The 24,479-nt window shown below is 42.8% G+C and carries 25 protein-coding genes and 1 tRNA gene; 6 read left to right on the forward strand and 20 right to left on the reverse strand.

Features of this window, described 5'->3' with window-relative positions:
• Positions 1-33: 33 nt before the first annotated feature.
• The 4 genes from EO130_RS06370 to EO130_RS06385 form a co-directional block, all read right to left on the reverse strand.
• Positions 34-684 (reverse strand): 3'-5' exonuclease, encoded by a 651-nt coding sequence (locus EO130_RS06370; RefSeq protein WP_127140696.1) that lies wholly within the window; start codon positions 682-684, stop codon positions 34-36.
• Positions 684-2,603: a DUF294 nucleotidyltransferase-like domain-containing protein gene (locus EO130_RS06375; protein WP_127140697.1), complete on the reverse strand. Its 1,920-nt coding sequence runs from the start codon at positions 2,601-2,603 to the stop codon at positions 684-686. The genes EO130_RS06370 and EO130_RS06375 overlap by 1 nt, the downstream gene beginning before the upstream one ends.
• A 181-nt stretch (positions 2,604-2,784) precedes the next feature.
• Complete coding sequence (locus tag EO130_RS06380; protein ID WP_127140698.1) at positions 2,785-2,973, reverse strand: hypothetical protein; 189 nt, start codon at positions 2,971-2,973, stop codon at positions 2,785-2,787.
• Positions 2,974-3,071: 98 nt separating this feature from the next.
• Positions 3,072-3,145, reverse strand: a tRNA-Met gene (locus EO130_RS06385).
• 139 nt (positions 3,146-3,284) lie between these two features.
• Here EO130_RS06385 and EO130_RS06390 point away from each other — a divergent pair.
• Together EO130_RS06390 and EO130_RS06395 are read left to right on the forward strand one after the other, a co-directional pair.
• Positions 3,285-3,668: an START-like domain-containing protein gene (locus EO130_RS06390; RefSeq protein WP_127140699.1), complete on the forward strand. Its 384-nt coding sequence runs from the start codon at positions 3,285-3,287 to the stop codon at positions 3,666-3,668.
• 54 nt (positions 3,669-3,722) lie between these two features.
• Positions 3,723-4,568, forward strand: coding sequence for an aminotransferase class IV (locus EO130_RS06395; protein ID WP_127140700.1), 846 nt, complete (start codon positions 3,723-3,725; stop codon positions 4,566-4,568).
• Here the strand turns inward: EO130_RS06395 and EO130_RS06400 are convergent.
• From EO130_RS06400 to EO130_RS06420, 6 genes are all read right to left on the reverse strand, one after another.
• Positions 4,565-5,125: a YqgE/AlgH family protein gene (locus EO130_RS06400; RefSeq protein WP_127140701.1), complete on the reverse strand. Its 561-nt coding sequence runs from the start codon at positions 5,123-5,125 to the stop codon at positions 4,565-4,567. The genes EO130_RS06395 and EO130_RS06400 overlap by 4 nt on opposite strands.
• Before the next feature lie 120 nt (positions 5,126-5,245).
• Positions 5,246-5,518 (reverse strand): HU family DNA-binding protein, encoded by a 273-nt coding sequence (locus EO130_RS06405; RefSeq protein WP_127140702.1) that lies wholly within the window; start codon positions 5,516-5,518, stop codon positions 5,246-5,248.
• Positions 5,519-5,694: 176 nt separating this feature from the next.
• Entirely contained in the window at positions 5,695-6,657 is a 963-nt protein-coding gene (gene fmt / locus EO130_RS06410) for a methionyl-tRNA formyltransferase (protein WP_127140703.1), read from the reverse strand.
• On the reverse strand, positions 6,638-8,530 hold the full coding sequence (locus EO130_RS06415; RefSeq protein WP_127140704.1) for a RecQ family ATP-dependent DNA helicase: 1,893 nt from the start codon (positions 8,528-8,530) through the stop codon (positions 6,638-6,640). Before EO130_RS06415 ends, fmt begins: the two co-directional genes overlap by 20 nt.
• Positions 8,530-8,748 (reverse strand): AAA family ATPase, encoded by a 219-nt coding sequence (locus EO130_RS15700; RefSeq protein WP_335341045.1) that lies wholly within the window; start codon positions 8,746-8,748, stop codon positions 8,530-8,532. Before EO130_RS15700 ends, EO130_RS06415 begins: the two co-directional genes overlap by 1 nt.
• A complete protein-coding gene (locus EO130_RS06420; protein WP_241244310.1) occupies positions 8,678-9,091 on the reverse strand; it encodes an AAA family ATPase in 414 nt (137 codons plus the stop codon). The genes EO130_RS15700 and EO130_RS06420 overlap by 71 nt, the downstream gene beginning before the upstream one ends.
• 89 nt (positions 9,092-9,180) lie before the next feature.
• Here EO130_RS06420 and EO130_RS06425 point away from each other — a divergent pair, with 89 nt between their 5' ends.
• From EO130_RS06425 to murA, 3 genes are all read left to right on the forward strand, one after another.
• Positions 9,181-9,468, forward strand: coding sequence for a DUF493 family protein (locus EO130_RS06425; RefSeq protein ID WP_127140705.1), 288 nt, complete (start codon positions 9,181-9,183; stop codon positions 9,466-9,468).
• Between the two features lie 82 nt (positions 9,469-9,550).
• Complete coding sequence (locus EO130_RS06430) at positions 9,551-10,198, forward strand: DUF4290 domain-containing protein (RefSeq protein WP_127140706.1); 648 nt, start codon at positions 9,551-9,553, stop codon at positions 10,196-10,198.
• Between the two features lie 15 nt (positions 10,199-10,213).
• Entirely contained in the window at positions 10,214-11,521 is a 1,308-nt protein-coding gene (murA, locus tag EO130_RS06435; protein WP_127140707.1) for a UDP-N-acetylglucosamine 1-carboxyvinyltransferase, read from the forward strand.
• 8 nt (positions 11,522-11,529) lie between these two features.
• On the opposite strand, the gene EO130_RS06440 is transcribed toward murA, so the two are convergent.
• The 7 genes from EO130_RS06440 to EO130_RS06470 all read right to left on the reverse strand — a co-directional run bounded on the left by EO130_RS06440 (position 11,530) and on the right by EO130_RS06470 (position 17,865).
• Positions 11,530-12,390 carry a sensor histidine kinase gene (locus EO130_RS06440; RefSeq protein ID WP_127140708.1) on the reverse strand — a complete coding sequence of 287 codons (861 nt, stop codon included), beginning with the start codon at positions 12,388-12,390 and terminating at the stop codon, positions 11,530-11,532.
• Positions 12,387-12,641, reverse strand: a complete 255-nt coding sequence (locus tag EO130_RS06445; RefSeq protein WP_127140709.1) for a hypothetical protein — start codon at positions 12,639-12,641, stop codon at positions 12,387-12,389. The genes EO130_RS06440 and EO130_RS06445 overlap by 4 nt, the downstream gene beginning before the upstream one ends.
• A 129-nt stretch (positions 12,642-12,770) precedes the next feature.
• Positions 12,771-13,775 (reverse strand): pirin family protein, encoded by a 1,005-nt coding sequence (locus EO130_RS06450; RefSeq protein WP_127140710.1) that lies wholly within the window; start codon positions 13,773-13,775, stop codon positions 12,771-12,773.
• A gap of 58 nt (positions 13,776-13,833) precedes the next feature.
• The gene (locus EO130_RS06455; RefSeq protein WP_127140711.1) at positions 13,834-15,261 is read right to left on the reverse strand and encodes an amidohydrolase; all 1,428 of its coding nucleotides are present in this window, start codon (positions 15,259-15,261) and stop codon (positions 13,834-13,836) included.
• A gap of 99 nt (positions 15,262-15,360) precedes the next feature.
• Positions 15,361-16,674, reverse strand: coding sequence for a cryptochrome/photolyase family protein (locus EO130_RS06460; protein ID WP_127140712.1), 1,314 nt, complete (start codon positions 16,672-16,674; stop codon positions 15,361-15,363).
• Positions 16,671-17,366, reverse strand: coding sequence for an SDR family NAD(P)-dependent oxidoreductase (locus EO130_RS06465; protein ID WP_127140713.1), 696 nt, complete (start codon positions 17,364-17,366; stop codon positions 16,671-16,673). The genes EO130_RS06460 and EO130_RS06465 overlap by 4 nt, the downstream gene beginning before the upstream one ends.
• A 1-nt stretch (position 17,367) precedes the next feature.
• Positions 17,368-17,865: an SRPBCC family protein gene (locus tag EO130_RS06470; RefSeq protein ID WP_127140714.1), complete on the reverse strand. Its 498-nt coding sequence runs from the start codon at positions 17,863-17,865 to the stop codon at positions 17,368-17,370.
• 175 nt (positions 17,866-18,040) lie between these two features.
• On the opposite strand from EO130_RS06470, the gene EO130_RS06475 reads away from it, so the two are divergent.
• Entirely contained in the window at positions 18,041-18,895 is an 855-nt protein-coding gene (locus EO130_RS06475) for a DUF2911 domain-containing protein (protein WP_127140715.1), read from the forward strand.
• A 49-nt stretch (positions 18,896-18,944) separates the two neighbouring features.
• On the opposite strand, the gene EO130_RS06480 is transcribed toward EO130_RS06475, so the two are convergent.
• From EO130_RS06480 to EO130_RS06490, 3 genes are all read right to left on the reverse strand, one after another.
• Positions 18,945-20,654 (reverse strand): sodium:solute symporter family protein, encoded by a 1,710-nt coding sequence (locus EO130_RS06480; RefSeq protein WP_127140716.1) that lies wholly within the window; start codon positions 20,652-20,654, stop codon positions 18,945-18,947.
• Positions 20,655-20,765: 111 nt separating this feature from the next.
• Positions 20,766-23,297, reverse strand: a complete 2,532-nt coding sequence (locus tag EO130_RS06485; protein ID WP_127140717.1) for a PIG-L family deacetylase — start codon at positions 23,295-23,297, stop codon at positions 20,766-20,768.
• 92 nt (positions 23,298-23,389) lie between these two features.
• Positions 23,390-24,337, reverse strand: coding sequence for a septum formation inhibitor Maf (locus tag EO130_RS06490; RefSeq protein ID WP_127140718.1), 948 nt, complete (start codon positions 24,335-24,337; stop codon positions 23,390-23,392).
• Between the last annotated feature and the right edge of the window lie 142 nt (positions 24,338-24,479).

The raw sequence follows: 24,479 nt of genomic DNA on the forward strand, positions 1-24,479 counted from the left end.
ATTAACTTCAATACTAGTCAATAAAGGATCTTCTTATCGCAAGAGGTCCTTTATTTTTTTGGGCTTTAGTTTTTCTACGCTTCGCAAGAATGCAATGGCGGTGATAAAAGCATCGCCCAATGCCGTATGCCTATCCTTTCTGGAGATACTGTACTTTTTGGCCAAATCATCCAAGGAATACCGCTCTTTTTTTTGTACCAAGGTAGAGATCAAAAGGGTCCGAATATAAAGCGATTCCGTATCCAAAGTTTTATTCTTCAACTTTGGAAGCCCGTTTCTTTTGAGTGCAGCATTGATCATATTGATATCGAACATCACATGATGCCCTACCAAAACATGGTTTTTTACATATACTAAAAATTGCTTGAGCGCCTCTAGCTCGGTGACACTATCTTTTTTACTTTTTTTAAGGATACCGTGGATTTCAGCACTCTCCGAATCATAATGTTCCTGTTCCACATAAACTTCAAAACTATCCTTTACCACAATGCTGTTGTCTTTCAATTTTAAGGCGCCAATGCAAAGCATCCGATCTCGGGTCAAACTAAAACCGGTTGTTTCTGTATCCAAAACCACAAATGTATTTTCTCCAATATCATCTGGAAGCGGTTCCTTAAAATACGCTTCGTATTCCCACCAAAAATCGGGAAGTTCCAAAGGCCTTTTTTTGGTGAACGGCCACATTATCGCAACAGATTTTTTACTTGGAACCGTATTTCCAAGAGTGATTGGATTTCCTTAACGGTCTTGAACGTTCGCTTCAGCTTGATTTTCTCCTCTTTGTTGAGTTTGTCCAAGGCGATAAACCTACCCGAGTCGTTGTGCAAAAGCCCCTGTCGGGTCCTGAATTTAAGCAACGCCTTGCTGGCGTAGGAACAGGCGAGATACAATTCTTTATTGTTGGGCTCCAGCTCTGCCAGTTTTTCATAACGCTCAGCTGTATTATTGATGGATTTGATGGAATGGGACAAGATGAGCACGCGGGCAGCATCGATAATGGGCATGAGTACCCTTAATTTTAAATCGAAAAAGTCCTTGTGTTCGCCATCCTGCTCCACTAAAAAATCCCTAAAGAATCCAGATGGCGAAGGATTTTGTAGGGCTCCGCTTGCCAAATGGGTAAAGAATTGGGGGTAGCCTTGAACGCTATCAAAAATATCTTGAGAGAGTTCATCGGCCAGCGACTTTTCCCCAAAGGTCACGTTGTAATCAAAAAAGATGGAGGATAGTAGGATTTCATCTGGCCCCGGATTATGAATCCAGTGCCGAGTTACCTTTTTCCATTCGCTCAGGCTGTGGCACCAAGCTGGATTGGAAGCCATCATATCCGCGGGGCAATATTCAAACCCTATGGTGTTCAATCCTTTGGAAATCCGTTCGCCAAGGGTCAAAAAATAGTTTTGCGTCCCTTCCAGTTGTTCTTTGGGAACATCGGCAAAGATGATAGCATTGTCTTGATCGGTATTCAACAATTGCTCTCCACGACCTTGACTGCCCATACTAAGCCATGTAAATGGCACGGGGGGCTCTGTTTCCATTTTCGATAGGGCAATTTTGATCACCTGTTTGGTTGAGGCATCATTGAGTTCAGAGATGATTTTGGCTACCAACCCCAAAGGGATGTTCTGTTCCAAATAGCCCCGTAGCAAGTTCATAATGCCATGGCGGATGTTTCGTAACCTCTTGTATTTGGTCGCACGTTTGATGGCGCGTAAGAGCACCGCGGGGTTATTCCCAACAGCCACCATTATATCATGTTTGGAAAGAATGCCCACTGCTTTCGTATCCGAAGTGCCATCTTCCGTAAGCACCAGATGGCTGATATCGCTCTTCATCATGGCCATTTGGGATTGTGCCAAGGTGAGCCCTTTGGGATAGGTAATCAAGGGCGAGGTCATAATGGATTTGGCCGTCGCCGTGATGGGAAACAGTCCTGTGGCCACTTTTTTCCGAAGATCCTTATCGGTTATGATTCCAACCGGCAGCTCATCTTTCATCACCAGTATACAACTAATGTTATGCTTGGTCATTTTATCGGCTACAGTCTTGATTTTTGTTCCTTTTTTGCAGGTGATAAGGTCTGTGGAATATTTAATGGGCTGAAGATCCAGTATTTTATCACTGGAATATTGATTGGAATCACCACTTTCTCCATACAATTTGCCCCGATGTTTGATGGAGTAAGGGTTACCAGTGTTGGAAGCAAAGCTTTCTATCAAAAAATTGCCAATACGCTTGTTTTCGAGCGCCAACGGTTTAAAGTCGCTAATGGGGATGGCGTACAGGATGGTTTCTTCGTAGGCCTTGGCTTCCAATTTATAGCTTTCGTTGGCTAAAAGAGGGCGAAGCCCAAACACGTCGCCTTCATCACAGATATCCAATATTTGACTGGAACCTGCCTTGGATAAAGAAACAGCCCCTTTGTTTACCACGTAGAAATGGGAATGGGGGCTTTCGTTTTGTGAAAATACGACGGTATTGGTTTCCTTATGGATAATGGTCACCTCCAAGGCCAATTGCTCCAATTGTTTGGGCTCCATGGCATTGAAGGGCGGATAGTTTTTGAGAAAATCTGCAATGCGTTCGGAAATGGTGTTCTTCATAGAAAGCTAAAATTAAACGAAATAAGAACAATTCCACTCACTTAAATAAAATGCTCTAGGCTTCGTGCCTATAGGGGAGTACCTCTATTTTCCATTGCTGGCCTTATTGTAGGCCCGTATCATGAGGATAGCCCAGATGGCGACTAATACAATAACAACAATGGAAAACCATAAAACGATATCATTTGCTGTCATTGTCCACAAGTTTTAAGTAGATCATAACGCCAAGAAGGGTTGGTGCCCAAAGTCCCACGAAGAGGCCGTGCTCCGTGTTGCCAGTAAGGAAAAGGTATTCTGCCACAATAATGATCATAGCGCAGAGAAGAAGCATGAGCAAGTTGGGAGTTCCTAACTTTTTAAAGTAGTTCATTCGATGGTTGGATTAAAACCTATAAGTTAGGAAAAAAAGTATACAGCAGAAATAAAAAAGCCACTTAACTGATAACAGCTAAATGACTTTGTTTTTTGTAGCGAGAGGGGGACTTGAACCCCCGGCCTCCGGGTTATGAATCCGACGCTCTAACCAGCTGAGCTACCTCGCCGTGATTTCGCTAAGCGGGTGCAAATATATGTTTAAATTTTCGCTGAATCAAAATTCATTATTAATTTATTATTTGATATTTATTTTTATATCTTCCCAAACTATACTTAAGCTGAAATAACGATCTAAAGAACACGACAATGAGTGATAAGGTTAAATTTGAACTGGAGTTTGTCATCCAGGCTTCACCTCAGTTGCTTTACCAATATATTTCCACCCCCTCTGGACTTTCCGAATGGTATGCTGACAATGTGAACTCCCGCGGAGAGATTTTTACATTTATATGGGATGGGTCCGAAGAAAGGGCCAAATTGCTCAAGCGGAAAAGCGAGGAATTTGTCAAATTGGCATGGGAAGAAAATGAAGATGGCTCCTATTTTGAAATGCGCATTATTGTGGACGAGATAACAAAGGATGTTTCCTTGTTCATTACTGATTTTGCCGAAGAAGATGAAGTGGACGAAGCGAAAATGCTGTGGGAGAACCAAGTATCGGACCTCAAACAAGTTCTGGGTTCTACCTAGCCCGATTCTCCAGTAAACCGTATCTTTGGTCCCGATAAAAATCGGGACTTTTTTATGGTCAATTGTAACGGAGAACTACAGGCAACGGATAAGGCGATTTTCACGCATAATAACAGGGCTTTTAAGTATGGCGACGCCCTTTTTGAATCGGTTCGCTATGTGAATGGCACCCTCTTTTTTTGGGAGGACCACTATTTCAGGTTGATGGCTTCCATGCGCATCCTTCGGATGGAAATCCCTATGGAATTTACCATGGAATTTTTAGAGGAAGAAATCAAGAAAACCATAGGAGCCAACCAACTTAATAATAGTGCGGTCCGTGTGCGATTAACTGTTTTTAGAAACGAGGGTGGATTGTATACGCCCACGACCAATGAGGTCTCCTATGTAATTGACACCAGTCCCATGGAATCTCCTTTCTTTATCATAGAGGACAAACCTTACGAAGTGGAGCTTTTCAAGGATTACTACGTAAACAAGGATATGCTTTCCAATTTAAAATCCACCAACAAAATCTTGAATGTGGTGGCTGGGGTGTATGCGCAGGAAAATGGTTATGCCAACTGTTTATTGGTAAATTCTGATAAAAAGGTAGTCGAGGCAATCAACGGAAATCTTTTCTTGGTAAAGGGCAATGAGATAAAGACTCCACCCTTGAGCGATGGTTGCTTGGACGGGATTATCCGAAAAAACCTGATGAAGTTGATTGCAGGGTCGGAAGACTACGATTTGGTCGAGGATTCCATTTCCCCTTTCGAGCTGCAAAAAATGGACGAAATGTTTCTCACTAATTCCATTGTCGGGATTCAGCCCATTAGCAAGTACAGGAAAAAGGAGTATGAAAATAAAGTTGCAAAGAGTTTGGTGGGCAAATTAAACGCAAAGGCCAGGATTGGCTAGTTGAGCGAGGGGTTTTCGGGAGCATTGGACCATAATAGGTAGTCACCGCCCAATTCCACCATCTTTTCTTTCCAAAAGGCATTTGCAGCCTTTTCCAGAATACTGCTTTCGTATTCGTTGGGCAATACCACCCATGATTTGGAAGAGAGTTCTTGGTCCAATTGGCTGGTTCCCCATCCGGAATAGCCCAAAAAGAACCGGATATCCTGCTCGGTAATGGTTCCATTGTTGATGAGCTCAATGGTCACCTCAAAATTACCGCCCCAAAAAATACCATCGGAAATCTCGATGCTGTTTTCTATCAAATCAGGTACTTTGTGGATAAAGTAAAGGTTGTCCTGTTCCACGGGACCGCCATTGAACACCTGAAAAGGAATGGTGATTTCGGATACAAGGTCGCAAATGGTATAGTCAAGAGGCTTGTTCAAAATAAAACCTACCGAGCCTTCTTGATTGTGTTCGGCAATAAGTACAACAGATCTATTGAAAGAAACATCGCCGGTCAGCGATGGTTCCGCAACAAGTAAATTCCCCTTTTTTGGCTTCTGAGTAACCATTTACCTGATTTCTTATATTTAAATTTAACATATTATTCAACATATGCAAAAAACAAAGCTGAATATAAACTAAAAAAGCACCCCAAAAGGAGTGCTTTCGTATATTCAATAAAAAATTGATTAGTTTACTGCACTGCTCAATTCAGCACCTGCTTTGAACTTTACAACGTTCTTAGCGGCAATCTTAATAGTAGCTCCAGTCTGTGGATTTCTACCTTCTCTAGCGCTTCTTTTAGAAACTGACCAAGAACCAAAACCTACCAAGGAAACCCTGTCTCCTTTTTTAAGCGTTCCTTCTACATTTCCCAAGAAAGATTCCAATGCTTTTTTTGCTGCTGCCTTAGTGATGCCAGCATCAGCTGCCATAGCATCGATTAATTCTGTTTTGTTCATAATGGAATTAAATTAATTGTTGTTAATATAATTTTAATGATGAACAAATTTATATGGATTTGGGTCTCACGCAAGTAAAACCAAGGGAAATAGGGGTTTTTGTTGATAACTTGAAACGTTTGTTGATAAAGTGGGAAAAAAACGACAACTTTTCCTAGCCCAATCATAGCAAGGCTTTAGCGCAGATAGGCCTCTTTGTCCAGATTCAGTCCGTTCAAAACTTCCTTCACCTGCATCTTTCGTTTACCGGGAAGTTGCAATTCCAATAGCGAAATATACCCCTCTTTAACGGCAATCTTGAGCGTTTTTTTTCCCACCACCAGTTTTCCAACGTTATAGTCGTGTTCAGCGGTTTCCATTTCGGTCTTAAAAATCTTCATGGGTTCATGCTTCCCATCGTTCACCAATTCTGTCCAAGCTCCGGGATAAGGGCTCAATCCCCGAATGTGATTGTAAATATTGGTCATGGAGCTGTTCCAGTCGATTCTACAGGTATCCTTGTGGATTTTGGGAGCAGGTTTCAGTTCCACGCTCTCATCCTGTTTTTTTAAGGATACCGTTTTTTCTTCAATTTGTTTGCAGGTATCCACGACCAAATGGGCACCTAGTTCCATTAGTCTGTCGTGCAGGTCCCCCGCATTGTCATCTGGCAGTATCTTGGCTGTTTTTTGAAGAATGATATTGCCTGTATCTATTTTTTCATCAATAAAAAAGGTAGTCACGCCTGTTTCTGTTTCTCCATTGATAATTGCCCAGTTAATGGGTGCCGCACCCCGATATTGGGGCAGGAGCGAAGCATGAAGATTAAAGGTGCCACGCGCAGGCATTTGCCATACCACTTTGGGCAGCATCCGAAAGGCGACCACGACTTGCAGGTTGGCATCAAGGTTTTTCAGTTCTTCCAAAAATGCTTCGTCCTTTAAGTTAGTGGGCTGCAATACCTTTAATTGATGTTTTACTGCAAATTGTTTCACCGCTGATTCCTGCAGCTTGCGCCCTCTTCCGGCGGGTCTGTCCGGTGCGGTGACAACGCCTACCACATTAAAACTGGCATCCAACAGTTGTTTCAAGCTGCCCACAGCAAAATCGGGGGTGCCCATAAATACGATGCGAAGTGAATTATGTTTTAATGTACTCATTTTTAAGGTTTATCGAGACCCGTCTTTCTTCCAACAGTCTTTCCAATAGGTTTAAAAGTTGCAGTTCATTGGCCCCCGTAATACGTTCCAATTGCCTGGAGGAATAGGGGCGAAGCTCCAATAGTTCCAAAATTCGTTTCTCTAGGTCGTGTGGAGGGGCCTCTTTGTTTTTCTTGGTACAAATATCGCAAGTACCGCACTTTTCGGCGTTCTTTTCCCCAAAATAATTCAACAGGTAAACACTACGGCAGATGTTCCGATTGGAAATGTATCCCAGCATGGCGGCCATGTTCTGCTGCTTTACTTGGTTAAAGTCCTTTATTTTCTTGGCAAAGGGGTTTATGGTATGTTCGTCTTCGCGGGGCACCAAAAAAGTAATCTCCAAATCCGAGTTATGGTTTTGATATGCTGCGATATTGTCGTTTGCAAGTTGTTGTAAGATATGTTTTAAGTGTTTCTCGCCTGTGCCTGTTTTTTGGGATAACATATACAGGTTGATTTTGGTCTCATGGTCGGTAATGCCTCCATAAGTCCTTAAAATGGTTTGAATGATGGGTGCGGTTTTCCTGTTTTTGTCCAAGTAATTAAATATCTCGGCCTTGGAGGCTACAAATTGGAGCGTTGTTTTTTCCTTGAAGTTTTCAGCAAGTGATAGTACAGAATTTTGGTCTAAGGCACGAAGGGCATTGAAGGCCATGTTGGGATTGAACCCATAGTGCGTACAAAACTCGTTGAATTTAAATGCCAAAGGCTCGGATACAAGTTCTCCGTAGGAAATCTGAAAATAATTGTTGAGTTTGGAGTAAACTTTTTTAACGAAAGCTACATCCGGTAGGGTGGACAAAAACTGCTGTTTGGCCCTGTCCTCATCTTCATTGGAGGCCAAAATGATGGCCGTTGAAGGCTTTCCATCCCTTCCAGCCCGTCCCGCCTCCTGAAAATAGCTTTCCAAACTATCTGGTATCTGATAGTGAATGACCAACCGGACATCGGGCTTATCCACCCCCATACCAAAGGCATTGGTAGCCACCATGATTCTGTCCTCATCGCTCAACCAACGATCGAGTTTTTTTTCCTTATCCTTTTTGGGAATACCTCCGTGATAGAAGGAAGCGGAAATACCGTTCTTTATGAGAAAATTGGCCAAAGAAATGCACATTTTCCGGGAACGGACATACACGATGCCACTCCCAGGAATTTTCCCCATATACTTTTTGAGCTGGTACAACTTATCCTCTGAACGCTTTACCTTAAATGCGATATTGGAGCGGGAAAATGAATCCTTGAAAATACGGACCTCATTTAACTCTAAATTCTCCACGATGTCTTCCACAACCCTAGGTGTAGCTGTCGCTGTAAGAGCCATCATCGGTGTTTTGGGCACGAGTTCCCTCAAAATGGAGCATTCCAAATAGGCAGGTCTAAAGTCGTTGCCCCATTGGGATATGCAGTGCGCTTCGTCTATGGCGATCAGGTTCACGTTCATTTGTTGTATGCGTTCCCTTACCACGTTCTGCTGCAGGCGCTCGGGGGATAGATATAAAAATTTATAATTCCCATACACACAATTGTCCAGCAAGTCGTTAACCTCATTGGGATGGATTCCCCCGGTTAAAGCAATTGCCTTGATATTCCTTTTTTTGAGCTGTGCTACTTGATCTTGGATAAGTGCCACCAAAGGTGAGATTACAATACAGATACCTTCCATGGCCAAGGCAGGTACTTGGTAACAGACGGATTTTCCGCCGCCGGTAGGCATGAGGGCCAAGACATCTTTTCCGGAAATTACGGTATCGATGATCATCTTTTGAGACCCTCTGAAACCATCGTATCCCCAAAATTCCTTTAAAATGTTTGTGGTGTCCTTATGCACTATGTTTTTTTAAGTGTTTCCAAAATAAAATCAATCCGCTTCTGGACTTCATCTTTTGGCACTTCGATGGGGTTATAGCCAAATTGGGTGTAAGTTTTCAACAAGGAATGATGGATACTTTCCGCCTCCTCAAAGGTTTCCAAACGCTCATTGTCGGAGATATATTTCTTTCCAAGGGGGAACAATAAAAACCGAATCGTACCTATGGTTTTCGGCATGGGAAATAAAAAAGTCGTCGTAGTCCTGATCAAAAAAATCCATATAGGCCAATACATCCGGAATGCCCCGGTCAAAAAAACTGATCTGTGCGTTGATGCGTAGCGCCTCCCTGTAGTGGGATGTTCTTCCCTCCAGCAGATCTTTGTTGAACTGCAGGGCGTCATCCACAAACACCAAGGGATTGGAAATATGGTGCTCCGACTGCGCCTGCTGTTTTGCCTTCGAGGTCATGTCCCTAATGATTTCGTGAAAGCAGTGGAAACCCTTGCTTTCCAAACCATTTACTATGGATGTTTTCCCTGTGCCGGGAGCTCCCGTTATAACTACTTTGTTCTTTCCCAAAGACCTTAAAATTAATATTACAAAGTAATGAAATCGACTTAAGGAAAAAAAATTGAAGGGTAAGCCATATATTTGTATAAAATTGCGGTATGGATAGTAAGGAAACAGAAGAATTTTACGCAAAGCTGAAGGAGCAGTTGTTAGAAACCACTAGTTGGCCTTCGACTTATCTGTATAAATTCATTGTTCCCACAGATGAGGATAGAATTTCGCAGATTCAAACTATCTTTGACAATACCGGGGCTGTGATCGAATCCAAAAAGAGCAAAAAAGGGACCTACACCAGCCTTTCCATCACTGTACAGATGAAAGACCCGGATGCAGTAATCCAAAAATACAAGGAAGTTTCTGTTGTGGAAGGTGTTATTTCCTTGTAAACCTATGGTTTGCCATAATTTTATTAATTTGCACACGTTATCGGATTGACTTTCCAATTTTAAAATCACTAAATACATTAGTTTGAACGAAGTATACAACTTAGAATATAATACGGAGCGTCCAAAGCTTTTTATCCCCGAATACGGCCGCCATTTTCAAAAAATGGTGGACCACGCAGTTGCCATTGAGGACCGCGACGAAAGGAACCGAGTGGCGCAGTCCATCATCAGTGTTATGGGAAATTTGCAGCCTCATTTACGGGATGTGCCAGATTTTCAGCACAAACTTTGGGACCAACTCTTCATTATGTCCGATTTTAAATTGGATGTTGACTCTCCCTTTCCGATTACATCCAAAGAGATGCTACAACAGCGTCCAGAACCGTTGGAATACCCTCAGAACCATCCCAAATACCGTTTTTACGGCAACAACATCAAACGAATGATCGATGTGGCCGTTAATTGGGAAAAGGGCGATATGAGGTCTGGCTTGGAATATGCCATCGCCAACCACATGAAAAAGTGTTATTTGACCTGGAACAAGGACACGGTCGAAGACACGGTTATTTTTAATCATCTGAAAGAACTCAGCGATGGTCAGATTGATTTGGCCAAGAGCGACGAGAGCTTGACCGAGAGTGGCCAGTTTCTTAAAAACAGGCCCAGCCGTTCGAATACGAGCAATAATAGAGGCAAAAAGAGTCAGAGAGGTCGTAAAAAAAGATATTAAATTCCAAATCAGTACATGGGTACATTTCGAATAGAGGGCGGCCACCAATTGCACGGTGAAATCACCCCCCAGGGAGCAAAGAACGAAGCACTACAAATTCTTTGCGCTGTATTGTTATCAGAAGAAAAGATTACGATAAACAATATACCGGACATTGTCGACGTCAACAAACTCATTGCACTGCTCGAAGATTTAGGGGTAAAGATCCAAAAGAAAGGAAAAGGTTCGTATACCTTTAAGGCAGACGATATCAATTTGGATTACCTGCAATCAGCCAAGTTTAAGGAAGATGGAAGGGGCCTTCGTGGTTCCATTATGTTGGTGGGGCCTTTATTGGCACGATTTGGAAAAGGATATATTCCCAAACCGGGAGGCGACAAAATTGGAAGGCGCCGTTTGGATACCCACTTTGAAGGTTTCATCAAGCTTGGAGCACAATTTAGATACAACAAGGAAGAGTATTTTTATGGTGTAGAGGCCGAAAAACTTACGGGTACTTATATGCTCTTGGATGAAGCTTCCGTAACTGGTACCGCAAACATTGTGATGGCTGCCGTTTTGGCCGAAGGTACCACTACCATTTATAATGCCGCTTGTGAACCTTATTTACAGCAATTGTGCAAAATGCTCAACCGTATGGGCGCCAAAATTTCTGGAATAGGTTCCAATCTGCTGACCATTGAGGGTGTGAAATCGCTAAAAGGCACCGAACATACCATGCTTCCCGATATGATTGAAATTGGAAGCTGGATCGGACTGGCGGCCATGACCCAGAGCGAACTGACCATTAAAAATGTGAGTTGGGACGATTTGGGACAGATCCCGACCGTTTTCCGTAAGTTGGGAATTACGGTAGAGCGAAGAAATGATGATATTTTTATTCCCAAGCATGAGAACGGTTATGAAATCCAGAATTTTATTGACGGATCTATTCTTACCATTGCAGATGCACCTTGGCCTGGATTGACCCCTGACTTATTGAGCATTATTTTGGTTACGGCAACCCAAGCCCGTGGAGAAGTATTAATTCATCAAAAAATGTTTGAAAGCCGATTGTTCTTTGTGGACAAACTCATTGATATGGGTGCAAAGATTATCCTTTGCGATCCACATAGGGCCACTGTGATCGGACACGATTTTAAATCGACCTTAAAGGCAACCACTATGGTCTCTCCCGATATCAGGGCAGGCGTTTCCCTTTTGATCGCGGCACTGTCGGCCAAAGGAACTTCCACCATTCACAATATTGAACAGATTGACCGTGGTTACGAAAACATCGATGAACGTTTGCGGGCCATTGGGGCAAAAATTGTAAGGGTTTAATTCTTGACTTATTCTTTTGGGATCAAAATCGTGACCCGTGTGCCACTATGGTCTGCGTTGGTCAAGTCTTCGATTTTCACCAATTCCCGTTCCGAGTGTTGTTTAAGTGCTTGGATTCTCCTCTCTGTGATGGACATTCCCCGAGATATCCTATTGGATTTCCGTTCCCCTGTTTTGGATAGTCCGATGCCGTTGTCTTCAATAACACATTCAATATGGTCCCCAATATTCTTAAAGGATATAGTAAGCTGTTTATCTCCTTTCTTGGGCATTAGTCCATGGATGATGGCATTTTCGATATACGGCTGAACCAGCAGCATGGGTATTTCGTGGGCATCAATGTCCAAATTCTCATCAATTTCAAAATGATAGCTAAAAGAATGGTCAAAACGTAAAGCCTCCAATTCCACATAAATTTTAAGCAGCTCAATTTCTTCGCTAAGTACCAAACTTACATTTACAGAGCTTTCCAAAACCTGACGCAGTAATTTTGAGAACCTGGAGAGATAACTTAGGGCTCCTTCTTTATCATTGGTACTGATGAGGTGCTGAATGGAACCAAGGGAATTAAAAATAAAATATGGGTTCATCTGGGCCCGTAACATTCGTTTTTCCAATTGTTTGTTCATTTGGCCAATGGTATCTCGTTGCTCCGATATCAACCTATTTTTTTCGGAAAGTATGGCGTTGGATTTTTTCTTTGCATGGTACCTAAAATAGAGTAGGCTAGCTGAAAAAAGCAATAGGGCAGATATGATAATAAGGTAAAGCGTTCGTTTTCTATTTTGTTCTACACGGGTGTTGAGCAGGGCCAATTCTAAGGTGTTGGCCTCAATTTCACGATCTTTCACGTATACTTCATGCCTCACCTACCGAAAAAACCAATTTCCTTGGATTTTTCCAGACTCTGCAACCCGTAAGCAACCGCTTTCTCCTTGTTTATAAATCTGGATTTTATCTCTAAAAGCCTCAGTAGGTTGACTTGGGTCGTGTCATCCGCCGTTTTCAGGAGGTTTTGGAGGCTATCGATTTCCTCCGTTTGGGAATAGCCGATGTTTCCGACCAACAAAAGAATCAGGAACGCCTTACCATAAATAAACCTAAATATATTGAATAGCATGCACCTGGCGAAATAAGTTAGCTGGCACTATAACTTTGATTGTCAGGTATTAAAATAGAAATAATTCTGATGATTATTCATAAAAAAAACGCCGTAAGCCCCAAAAAACAAGGGTTTGTCAGAAAAACTTTAATTTTTCTCGACCATTTTCCCATCAGGATACAGTGCAAAGCGTCCCTTGTCTTTATCGTGGACATGGTCTGGGTGTGGCCAGGGCCAACCACCAAATTGGGTGAGGCGGTATTCCTCCATGGATTTTTGGATTTCTTCTTGGGTGTTCATCACAAACGGACCATATTTTGCCACCGGCTCGCCGATGGGCTTTCCTTGAAGAACCATAATATGAGCAGTTTCGGAGCCGGCTTTGATATTCACTTCTGTGGTGGGGTCTAAAACAATACCAAAATTGGAGTTTATTTTTTTATCTCCTATATGGATTTCCTTCCCTTCATAAAAATACAGTACGCGATTTACCGATGCACTTGCACTGGGCAGCACATATTCAGCATCAGGCTGCACATGAATGTTCCAAACGGCCACTTCGTTACTTGGGTCGGCGGCCCATGAATCTGGTGCAGGAGGCACTGGGACCACATTTTTATAGGTTCCGGCTATCACTTTTATGCTTGCCTTTTCTTCTTCTACCACGGGTATGTCTTCGCTCCAGAGCATTTTAAAATGGGGGTCGACAAATTTTCCAGCTTTGGGAAGGTTCAACCATATTTGGAAGAGTTCCAATGGGTTTTCTGCCTCATCGTTAAGCAACGGGAACATTTCGGAATGCTGTACACCCCTTCCTGCCGTCATCCATTGTACATCACCTTCGCCAAATCTGCCAGCAGCTCCCAAAGAATCCGAGTGATCGCAAAATCCTTTGTTTACAATAGTAATAGTTTCAAAACCACGGTGCGGATGATACGGAAATCCAGGAATGGACTGCCCGTGATACATGCGCCACTTCTGGTTTGGATCAAAGTCGCTTCCTAGGTTCCTTCCAGCCAATAGTGATGGATCTGGGCCCATTTCCCCGTTTCCCTTTGGGAAATGATCTAAATGATACACACTAAAAAGGAAGGGGTCCAACGTTTGCCATGGCGTGCTCAACGGAAAGGTTTGTACAATAGGGGTCGTCATAATTCAGTTGTTTAAAAGGATAAAAGCCTGCGTGATGCAGGCCTTTACAATAATTAGTTTATTTACCTGGAATTGGTGGCGGGCCATCGATCATGGCCTCATATTTTACATCACCTTTTCTGGTTTTAAATTCTTCTTTTACTTTTTCAACCAATTTTGGATCATCAAAAAGGTCAAACATCGTCATCCCCATGGCCTTGGAAGCATAAACCATACCTTTATGTCCAATACTCATACCGCCACAGGCCACAACGGCCCAAGAATGCCAAGGTGTCCCTTTTGGCGCCACGGTTACGCCCAAGTTAATATTGGGAACGTTCCAACTCACATCACCAACGTCGGTGGAGCCTCCACCGGGTAATTCCTCCGTTTCTTTCAAGGGATGAATGTCACCATCCATACCCACTTGGGGTTTTCCAGTAGCCTCTTGAATACCTTTACCAAAGGTAATTTCTTCATCTGTGTAGGTTATTGGTCCTAAAAGCTCAAGATTATTTTGCATGATTTTGCCTCCCTCACGGTTGACCAAGGTTTCATAAATACCAGAAATCAACGAATATTTATAGTCCACATTGGCCATGATAGCGGCACCCTCGGCCATGGCTTTTACACGCTCAAAAGTGGGTAGCATAACCTCTCTTTTAGGGTCACGGACTCGAACCCAAAGGCGAGCATAATCGGGAACTACATTGACCACCTGACCGCCATCTTGTATATGGTAGTGTATACGGGATGTTGGTTTGATATGTTCCCTGTAGTAGTTGATTCCCGTAGTGTATAGTTCTAAGGCATCTGAAGCACTACGTCCGTTCCATGGGTCTGCAGAGGCGTGGGCTGCTTGACCATAGAATTCCACCATAAAATCTACCAGAGCCAATCCACTTTGTACATCGGCTTCAATTTCGGCAGATGGATGCCAACTTACATTTACATCAACATCGTCCCAAAGTCCGGCCTCTACCATCCATACTTTACCAAAGAATTTTTCCTCGGCCGGAGTTCCAAAGAATTTGACGGTTCCCTTAATGTTGCCCGCCTCTATTTGTTCTTTGATGGCAATGGCTGCGCCTAAACTAGCGGCCCCGAACATATTGTGCCCGCATCCGTGTCCCGGAGCACCATCGATTCGAGGGTCTTTGGTGGGTACGGTGTTCTGTGAAAGCCCTGGAAGGGCATCAAATTCGCCCAAAACACTGATTACAGGTTTTCCAGAACCGTAGGTGGCAACAAAGGCCGTTGGAATATCAGCTACACCACGGGTAACGGTCATTCCATTTTGTTCGGCGTAATCTGCCAATAATTCAGAGGAAATCGATTCCTCGAAGGCAGTTTCGGCCAACGCCCATATAGAATCACTAATTTTAATAAGGTTTTCCTTGTGCTTTTCCACGGAAGCGACGACCGCTTTTTTGTCCTTTGACATTTTTTGGGCCGATAGGTTGAATGATAACAGCGCCAAAAGGAGTAAGGTTGAAACTTTTTTCATTATTTAGGTTTTGAGTTAGTTACTTGCCGACTGTTGTTGTATTCCGTCAGAATGATGGAAAGCAAAATTGCATCAGCACCTAAATTTAAAGAAAATGCATCAACTTACCGCTTCCTTGTATGTTTTTAAACAGCGTTCACGAGCCATCTTGTGGTCCACAATAGGATCTGGGTAATCCAGCTCTTGCAGTTCGGGAACCCATCGGTTGATGTACTTTTTATCCTTATCGAATTTCTTTATTTGCGTTGTAGGATTAAAAATCCTGAAATAGGGTGCGGCATCCACACCACTGCCCGCTGCCCATTGCCAATTCCCGACATTGCTCGCCATTTCGTAATCCAACAATTTTTCGGCAAAATAGGCTTCGCCCCATCGCCAATCGATTAGCAAATGCTTGCACAGAAAACTGGCCACCAACATTCGCACTCTGTTGTGCATGTAGCCAGTAGCATTGAGTTCCCGCATACCCGCATCTACCAAGGGGTATCCTGTTTTTCCCGTTTTCCACTTTTCAAACTCCTCTTCGTTGTTGCGCCATTCGATTCTATCATATTTGGAACGGAACGCATTATCTACGGTATGGGGAAAATGCCATAGGATTTGCATAAAAAATTCCCTCCAAATCAATTCGTTCCAAAAGGTTTCGTTCTTTTCGTCTATCGCTTTTTTCACCATTTTTCGAACGGAAACGGTCCCAAATCGCAAATGTGGACCCAATCGTGAGGTTCCTTTTTCTTTGGCCGGATAGTCACGGGTGTCCTCGTAATTTTGAATCAAATTGGGGGTGACGGTAAAATCTGGCACTTTAATGTCGGACTCTTCAAATCCCATATCTTCCAAGGAGAGTTGGGGCAAGGATTTGGACTGGTAAAGGTTTTTTTCCAAGTCTTTCAAGGTATCGTATGTTACCAAATGAGTGGGAGGGTTAAAATTTTCCTTCCACTTGCGCATATAGGGCGTGTACACTACGTAGGGGTCACCATCGTCCTTTACCACCTCTTCCTTTTCAAAAATCACTTGATCTTTGAAATTTTTGAATTGTATATCGTTTTCCTTCAATAACTCAGCGATTTCTTTATCGCGTTCTTTCGCGTACGGCTCATAGTCGTGGTTGGTGTATACGGCTTGGATATGGTAATCTTTCACCAGCTGCTGAAATACGTTTTTGGGCTTATCGTGATATTGTGCTACGCCACTATCGTAATTGGTGCGAAGTTGCTGGCTTATCTTTTGGATTTGATTATGGATAAAAGTGACCCTTGCATCGTTTTTGGGCAGACTTTCCAAGATTTCTTTGTCAAAAATAAAAATGGGGAGTACTGGAGCATCGTTTTGAAGGGCTTGATACAGACCTACATTGTCTTCCAATCGTAAATCCCGTCTGAACCAAAAAACTATGATGCTGTCTTTCATGAATTCACGTTTAAGCTAGACATTCCTCCATCGACCCCAATAACTTGCCCTGTAATCCATGAATTGTCACCGTCCAGTAAAAAAGTAGCCATGTTGGCAATGTCATTGGCCGTTCCTACTCTTTTTAATGGATTTCTTTCGGACATCATTTCCTTTTTCTTGTCATTGCTCAGTAAACGCTCGGATAGGGGAGTGTCCACCAAGGACGGTGCTATTACATTTACCCTCACTTTAGGGGCATATTCGGCCGCCAGGGCACGGGCAAAGCCCTCAATGGCTCCTTTGGCTGCAGATACACTAGTGTGGAAGGGCATCCCGGTCCCCACCGCCACGGTACTGAAAAATACCATACTGGAACCTTCGTTCATTCGGTTCATAACTTCCTTTACGGCCTTGACCAATCCAAAAAAATTGATTTCCATATCCTTTTGAATAGTGTCCATGCCCATGGTCTTGAATGGTTTTAGGTTGATGCTTCCGGGGCAATATGCAAAGCCATCCAATTTTTCCGGGATTTTCTTTTCCGAAAGGTCGTCCGTTAAGGCATCGAAGGGAATATGGGTTACATCCAGATTATTGAGCTCATCATTGCTGCGACTGGCAACATATACGTTATGGTCTTTGGAAAGTTTCTTTGCCATTTCCAATCCAATCCCGTACGATCCGCCAATCAATAGTATATTCTTTTCCATATTATATTTTTCTGATACTTAAATAATTTTCTTTTCCATCAACTTTGCCAAACAAGTCGGCAAGCTTCTTTTCCCTGAATTCAAAGATTTTTTGAAGCTGCCCTTTAACCAACAGGGGATGGGTCAGTTTTCCCAAAAAACCAAAAGGCAGTTTATAATCGATAATATCTTCCATTTCCACACCTTCGGGCACCTCTTTTAAAAAATGTTTATGGTGCCAAAGTGCGTAGGGGCCAAACCGCTGCTCATCCACGAAATATTCGCCTTCCTTTACATGGGTGATTTCCGTTACCCATTTGGTAGAAACCATGGGAAACGGTTTAACGATATACTGGATGACCTGCCCTTGGAACATTGGTCTATCAGCTCCTGCCAAAATATGAAACCCCATGTGAGGAGGTGTAATGACAGCTAAATTTTTTGGGTCTGATAGGAATTCCCATGCTTCTTGTTGACTAATGGGAAAAACTTGCTTAGATTGTAGTTGATACAGTTGCATTCATTAGAATTTACACAAAGATAAAAGTAAAATGTTTAATTAAAGTAATAAATAGTTAAACAAAAATTAAAACCTGACTATTTATTCGTTACTCTTCTTTTAAGGTTTAATTAACAAACTGGGCTGGGCTTTGTGTTAATTTTGCCTTGCTGAACAATTAATACAGACAATAACTATGAAAAAATTTACACTCTTACTATGCATGATGTCTATCGGCTTTTTTATGAAGGCCCAGATACAGACTCCGGCTCCAAGCCCTTTTTCCACACTGGAACAAAAAGTGGGATTGACCGATGTGACCGTTAAGTATTCCCGCCCTGCGATGAAGGGAAGAAAAGTATTTGGTGATTTGGTTCCTTTTGACGCCATTTGGAGAACTGGTGCCAACCAGAACACGACTATCTCTTTTAGTGATGATGTTACCGTGGAAGGTAAGGAATTGAAAGCAGGGACTTATGCCATTTTTACCAGACCCAGCGAAGCCGTTTGGGAAGTTTTCTTCTACACTGCTACCGATAACTGGGGCACTCCCCAAGAATGGGATGCTTCTAAAGTAGCGGCTACCGTAAAGGTGGAGACTATGGACATTCCAATGCCCATCGAATCGTTTACCATCACCATTGATGATTTGTACAACAATGGTGCTACCTTGGGCATTATGTGGGAGAACACTTATGTGGGTGTCGACTTCATCGTTCCTACGGTGAGCAAGGCCATGAAGAGCATTGAGGAAACTATGGCCAATAAAGAAGATTTGACCGCAAACGATTATTTTGCTGCCGGTTCCTACTATTTTGCAGAAGGCATGAATATGCAGCAAGCCAAGGAGTGGGTCGATAAGGCTGTTGAAATGGGCGATGGGAGTGCTTATTGGATGATGAGAACCCAATCCCTTATTTATGCAAAGATGGGGGATAAGGAAGCCGCCATTGAGGCTGCCAAGCGTTCATTGGCCGCTGCCCAAGCTGCTGGTAACCAAGATTATGTAAAAATGAACAAGGATTCATTGCAAGAGTGGGCCAAAATGTAATAGGGCTCATTATAGTTGACATAAAGACCCACTTTTTAAGTGGGTTTTTTTATTCCTCAATCGCCGATGAACCTCCTAGGAAGTTATCGAACACTTGTGTGATGGTTGCCAGTAAAATCACAAGCAAGCAACCAAAAGCATTCAACCACAAGTAGGACATCCAGTCCAAATACCACCCAACGATTACGATAACCTGTGTGACAATGGCAGCCACAAAAACGGCATTTCCCTTCACGAATTTAAAGAAGAAGGCCAGCAGGAATATCCCCAAAACGTTCCCGTAAAAAATGGAACCTATAATATTTACCAATTGTATCAGGTTGTCAAAAAGGTTGGCCACGTTTGCTATAATAATGGCGATAATCCCCCAGAGCAATGTAAAGGCTTTGGTGGCCTTAAGGTAATGCTCCTGTGAGTGGTTTTTTCCAATACTTCTTTTGTACAGGTCCAGTGCGGTAATAGTTCCCAAAGCGTTCAATTCTGACGCCGTGGAGGACATGGCAGCGGATAGGATAACGGCCAATAGTAGTCCGATAAGCCCTATCGGTAAATTGTTCAGGATAAAGTGGATAAATACATAATCCTTATCGTTGGTTTCTACTTTGCTATCCGCCTTGGCAATCAAATCCTTGGCAGTTTCCCGACTGGCGTTCTCTTTCTCGTTAATTTTTATAATGTCTTGCTTGGCCTGCTCAATGGCGTTATACTCTTTCAGTTCCAAGGCTGATGAAAAGGAATGTTGCGCCATTCTTTTCTCCTTTTCCAGTGCTTTGTGGTCTTCCTCAAGTGCGCGGTAATCGTTGGCATATTCGGATTGCATCACCGCTTCCGTGGCGGCTGGATTAAAATTCAACGGAGAGGAATTGTATTGGTAGAACACAAAAACCATGGTACCTACCAAAAGAATAAAGAATTGCATTGGAATTTTAAAAATACCATTGAAAATCAGTGCCAATTGACTTTCCCGAACCGATTTGCCCGATAGGTAACGTTGCACCTGACTCTGGTCGGTGCCAAAGTAGGCCAAGGCCAAGAAAAAACCACCGGTAATGCCACTCCAAAAGGTGTAACGGTTGTTGGTGTCAAAAGAAAAGTCAAGAATATTCAGTTTGTTGTTCGCTCCAGCAATCTTTAGCGCTTTTCCAAAGGAAATATCCGTAGGAAAGGCTCCCAGAATGAAGAAAAATGCGAAGAACATTCCCAACATTATGATGAACATCTGCTGCTTTTGGGTCATGCTCACTGCTTTGGTCCCACCAGAAACAGTGTAAATGATTACCAGTATTCCAATAATTACGTTTAAGGTTCGTAAGTCCCAGCCCAAAACGGCGGAGAGTATTATGGATGGGGCAAAAATAGTGATTCCTGCTGCCAGTCCGCGTTGTACCAAAAACAATAGTGCTGTAAGCGTTCGTGTTTTTAAGTCAAATCGACCTTCCAACATCTCGTAGGCAGTGAACACTTTAAGTTTTTTATAGATAGGTATAAATACTAGGCAGATAACGATCATGGCCAATGGCAGTCCAAAATAGAACTGAACAAAGCCCATACCGTCGTGGAATGCTTGACCCGGCGTGGACAAAAACGTAATCGCACTGGCCTGTGTGGCCATAACGGATAGTCCAATGGTCCACCATTTAACATTGTCACCTCCACGAACGTAGTCGTCCACGTTGTTGTTGCCACGCGTTTTCCAAACACCGTAGGCAACGATGAAGAGTAGGGTACTACCAAGAATAATCCAGTCGAGTAATGCCATTCAGGGTGTCAATTGTTTAAGATCATAATGAGGTAAAAGGCCAAAATGTAAATGGCATTCAGAAGGATTACGATGCTGTATTCCTTTTTCCATTCAAATTTGATATCCATATTATCCTTTGACATTGCTTTGTTTTTTTACCTCATCTTTTCCTATAGAAAGCATATTCGCAAAGAGTTTGTACGCTCCAGAAACTCCAACGGGAAGTTCCCTGAAAAAGCTTAGTCCTGTGTAAATATAGTGACCTTCTCCGTAAGGTGCTACAATAAGGCTTCCTTGTTTGTCCGTTTCGCCTTCATCTTTCATGGAAAGAATCGGGGTAAAGTCTGCACTCCACTGCGTTGGAAAATAAAGTCCCCGTTCTTGGACCCAGCCATCAAAATCCTTTTCAGTAATGGTGTTTGGGAAGTTGACCAAGGAATGGTTAGGTGCTAAAATCTTCACTTGGGCATTTTCGTCGGTCACCCGGTCCCTGGAGAGGGTTACATCATAGGGAGCGATGTTTTCAAATTGGCTGGCCCATCTTCCGGCCGTATTGTACTGTACGATCATGGTGCCTCCATTCTTTACGTAGTCGAACAAGACGGGTTGTTTAAACTTAAGGGCTTCCACCACATTGTACGCACGGATACCCACCACCACAGCATCATATTTATCCAAATCTCCATTTTGAATATCGTTTGGATTTACTAAATGGACTTGATAGCCAATCTGTTCCAAACTTTCGGGTACTTTGTCACCGGCGCCCATGATATAAGCGATATGCTCTCCGGATTTTTTGATGTCCATTCGGACCACTTTGGCCTCAGAGGGAAGCAGTACCGATTGTTTTGGGATATGATCGTAATTGATCTCTATCAGTTCCCGGTCGTAAACCTTATTTTGAATGGTGATTTTAGATGCTATCTTACCTTCACTTTCTGTATTTGGCGGAGTTACCTGAAAAGCCACGGAAATTTCTTCTCCTTTTTGAGTTATGGAAAAAGGTATGCTACTCGGAACAATGTTCCATCCCGAGGGATGAGTCAGTGTAACGCTGCCGGATACATCATTTTTTCCAGCTCTTATTTTCACCTGGACTTCCTTGGAATCGCCATTGGCGAAAATCAGTACTTTTTCATCAATTTCCGAAGTCACTTCAGGTAATATGGCAAAGGGTTCGTACAATTCTCCCTTATCTGGCCGGGAGTAGCGATGCACCACTTCTTTTTCAAACGGAATTTCAACACCAGCGACCAGTACTTTAAAAACGGCCTTAAATGCACTTGGTGTTTCAGGTAGGCCGATCAAATTTTGGTCATTTACCGTGTATGTGCCCAAGGTTCCTGGTTCGTTCAACCAGTAAGGGCTGGTATAGTTCACATTTTGGGGTACCGTAAAACTGATTTCAAAATTCTCCTGTTGATTGTCGTTCAATTCTTTATTCGGTTTCAAGTTGGCGTCAACCCCAACTATTTGGATTTCCTTGAGTACAACACTAGGGGAGGACCGGTTGATGGTTTCGATATTGACCGTGACTTTGCTGCCTGGAGTGGCAGATGCACTTCCCGAACTGGCCTCCAAATACAATCCTGAAGCAGCCAATATGATATTTTTAAGCTCTTGTGACTTTAAGGTTTTCCAATGCTCGTCCTCTACGTCCTGCAAGAGCCGATATGCCTCAACCAGCTGTGGAATATGCTTTGATGGATTTTGAAAATCAAAATTGGCCTCTACTTCATACAGAATTTTGCCAACGGCCCCACCACCTTCCACTCTGGACCAAGTAGTGTTGATGCCTTCAAAAACATTATTGTATTTGGGCATATCTCCTTTAAGGAGTTCAATATATTCATTATCCGAACCTCTATTGGTCAATCTACCAAATCCTTGGCAGAGGTGTTGGCTGCGAGACATTGCGGCAATTTCGTTGTTGGAGAGCCCAAGTTCGGCATAGTAAGTGCCTACATCCAACTTTACCATTCCTGATTTGTCCACTTTTTCAAAGGCTTCTTGACTACCGTATTGCCACCACGAGGTGTTGTAGAAAATACGTCTCGGCTGCCAAGGAGAGGTCAAATCCAGCTGCTCGGTATATGCGTTAGGGTCATTGGCCAAATCAAATGCTTCCATACTCAATATTGCGGAGGAGGTATGATGACCGTGAGTGGAGCCAGGGGTTCTATGGTCAAAACGATTGATGATTACATCGGGTTTAATGGTCCGAATGGCCCAAACCACATCGGCCAATACTTGATCTCTATCCCAAATTTTAAGGGTTTCGTTCGGATGTTTTGAAAAACCAAAGTCATTGGCACGAGTAAAACGCTGCTCACCCCCGTCTATACGTCTTGCTGCCAAAAGTTCCTGTGTGCGCAAAACGCCCAAAAGTTCACTGAGTTCCGGTCCAATAAGGTTTTGGCCACCATCACCCCTTGTTAAGGATATATAAACTGTCCTAGCCTTATCATGGTTGGCCAAATACGAGATAAGGCTCGTGTTCTCATCATCTGGATGGGCCGCTACGTATAGCGCTGTACCTAAAAAGTTCAGTTTTTGGATTTCATGAAATAGTTCAGCGGATGTGAGTTTATCCGGTTTTTGGGCAAAAGTGTTTGCAAAGCACAAAATACCAAAGGAAAGAGCAACCCAAAAATGCTTCATAGTTGGTTGTTTAGTGGTTGTTTCAAATATAGACAGTATACCATTAGTTAAGGATCAATTTAGAGGAGTTTTAACATAGCCGGAATGCGACCTTACAAACCTAAACTGTCCCGTAAAATCAAATCGCTGTTCCCATTTTGTTTCCAGTAGGCCGTTTTAATGGTTTTCATTTTGGATGCCGTAGTGGTCAATGTTTTGGCATTGGCCCCAAAACCGCTCTTAAATTCTTCCGTCCAACCTTCAATGGAAAATGGGAATTCTGACGAGAAATGTATCATCAAATTTCGTTCCAATTCTGGATAGGAAATGGTATAGGTTGTGATGCCATCTTTTGAGGACATTTCAGCCTTGGCTTCATACGATTTGATTTCCTGATGCCTCAATCGAAGAAATTCCAACGAAGGAATCATGGTTATTTTTCCCTTTGGCAAGTTTTCAGGATTGATACGGATTTTGGTCCAGATATCGTTTTCAAGCAATGCTTTTTCCATCGTAAAATTTTGGTCGGCCTCTCCCTCAAAATAGGAATGTGACCTAAATTCAAATTGATTCCGATTGTTCAGTTGGGAATACACATGGCCACACCATTCCTGCACGGACAAACTTGTTTTTAGGGCATGTTGATTGTCGTACACGGGGTAAAATGTGCTGCTCATAATGGAGTAGGGGTAGATACCGGTTAAAAAGTTTTTGGTCGCGTTCAATTTGAGGACCGAGACATTATCTGGATTATTCCTATTTGCCTTTACTTGTTCATTGGGCAAAAAGGGTTCGGTAACATAAATCAAGACCGCATTACCATCACGAAGTTCACCATATCTGGCCTGTTCCAATTGATATGAAGTGATTTCCGCCTCCCCGGCATACCAATACCGTTTAAAGTTCTCTGAAATAGGTCGTTTGGGAGCTTGTTGTTTCTCCTTCATGTCTGAGGATATTTCAGCCGATGTTTCTGTCTCGTTTTCTTGTTTACATCCAAAAACAAAGAGCACTATTAATGAAAGGAGCGGGAGATTGAAGGTTGGGATAACAGATTTCATGAACGCAATTTTTTCGAAGTTAAGGGTAAAGTCGGTTTCTTTCAAGATACTTAACTTTTTCCAATTAAGGATAGCCGGAGTCTGTACCAACCATAAGACTCCCATCAATTTGATGCGAATCCATTATTCTATCAAATTAAAA

Source organism: Flagellimonas marinaquae, from assembly GCF_003992675.1.
GTDB classification, from domain to species: domain Bacteria; phylum Bacteroidota; class Bacteroidia; order Flavobacteriales; family Flavobacteriaceae; genus Flagellimonas; species Flagellimonas marinaquae.

What these genes read in the sequence shown, in the direction of transcription:
- EO130_RS06370 (WP_127140696.1), bottom strand. Translation starts at nt 684, where the DNA reads ATGTGGCCGTTCACCAAAAAAAGGCCTTTGGAACTTCCCGATTTTTGG.
- EO130_RS06375 (WP_127140697.1), bottom strand. Translation starts at nt 2,603, where the DNA reads ATGAAGAACACCATTTCCGAACGCATTGCAGATTTTCTCAAAAACTAT.
- EO130_RS06380 (WP_127140698.1), bottom strand. Translation starts at nt 2,973, where the DNA reads ATGAACTACTTTAAAAAGTTAGGAACTCCCAACTTGCTCATGCTTCTT.
- EO130_RS06390 (WP_127140699.1), top strand. Translation starts at nt 3,285, where the DNA reads ATGAGTGATAAGGTTAAATTTGAACTGGAGTTTGTCATCCAGGCTTCA.
- EO130_RS06395 (WP_127140700.1), top strand. Translation starts at nt 3,723, where the DNA reads ATGGTCAATTGTAACGGAGAACTACAGGCAACGGATAAGGCGATTTTC.
- EO130_RS06400 (WP_127140701.1), bottom strand. Translation starts at nt 5,125, where the DNA reads ATGGTTACTCAGAAGCCAAAAAAGGGGAATTTACTTGTTGCGGAACCA.
- EO130_RS06405 (WP_127140702.1), bottom strand. Translation starts at nt 5,518, where the DNA reads ATGAACAAAACAGAATTAATCGATGCTATGGCAGCTGATGCTGGCATC.
- fmt (WP_127140703.1), bottom strand. Translation starts at nt 6,657, where the DNA reads ATGAGTACATTAAAACATAATTCACTTCGCATCGTATTTATGGGCACC.
- EO130_RS15700 (WP_335341045.1), bottom strand. Translation starts at nt 8,748, where the DNA reads ATGCCGAAAACCATAGGTACGATTCGGTTTTTATTGTTCCCCCTTGGA.
- EO130_RS06425 (WP_127140705.1), top strand. Translation starts at nt 9,181, where the DNA reads ATGGATAGTAAGGAAACAGAAGAATTTTACGCAAAGCTGAAGGAGCAG.
- murA (WP_127140707.1), top strand. Translation starts at nt 10,214, where the DNA reads ATGGGTACATTTCGAATAGAGGGCGGCCACCAATTGCACGGTGAAATC.
- EO130_RS06445 (WP_127140709.1), bottom strand. Translation starts at nt 12,641, where the DNA reads ATGCTATTCAATATATTTAGGTTTATTTATGGTAAGGCGTTCCTGATT.
- EO130_RS06450 (WP_127140710.1), bottom strand. Translation starts at nt 13,775, where the DNA reads ATGACGACCCCTATTGTACAAACCTTTCCGTTGAGCACGCCATGGCAA.
- EO130_RS06455 (WP_127140711.1), bottom strand. Translation starts at nt 15,261, where the DNA reads ATGAAAAAAGTTTCAACCTTACTCCTTTTGGCGCTGTTATCATTCAAC.
- EO130_RS06460 (WP_127140712.1), bottom strand. Translation starts at nt 16,674, where the DNA reads ATGAAAGACAGCATCATAGTTTTTTGGTTCAGACGGGATTTACGATTG.
- EO130_RS06465 (WP_127140713.1), bottom strand. Translation starts at nt 17,366, where the DNA reads ATGGAAAAGAATATACTATTGATTGGCGGATCGTACGGGATTGGATTG.
- EO130_RS06470 (WP_127140714.1), bottom strand. Translation starts at nt 17,865, where the DNA reads ATGCAACTGTATCAACTACAATCTAAGCAAGTTTTTCCCATTAGTCAA.
- EO130_RS06475 (WP_127140715.1), top strand. Translation starts at nt 18,041, where the DNA reads ATGAAAAAATTTACACTCTTACTATGCATGATGTCTATCGGCTTTTTT.
- EO130_RS06480 (WP_127140716.1), bottom strand. Translation starts at nt 20,654, where the DNA reads ATGGCATTACTCGACTGGATTATTCTTGGTAGTACCCTACTCTTCATC.
- EO130_RS06485 (WP_127140717.1), bottom strand. Translation starts at nt 23,297, where the DNA reads ATGAAGCATTTTTGGGTTGCTCTTTCCTTTGGTATTTTGTGCTTTGCA.
- EO130_RS06490 (WP_127140718.1), bottom strand. Translation starts at nt 24,337, where the DNA reads ATGAAATCTGTTATCCCAACCTTCAATCTCCCGCTCCTTTCATTAATA.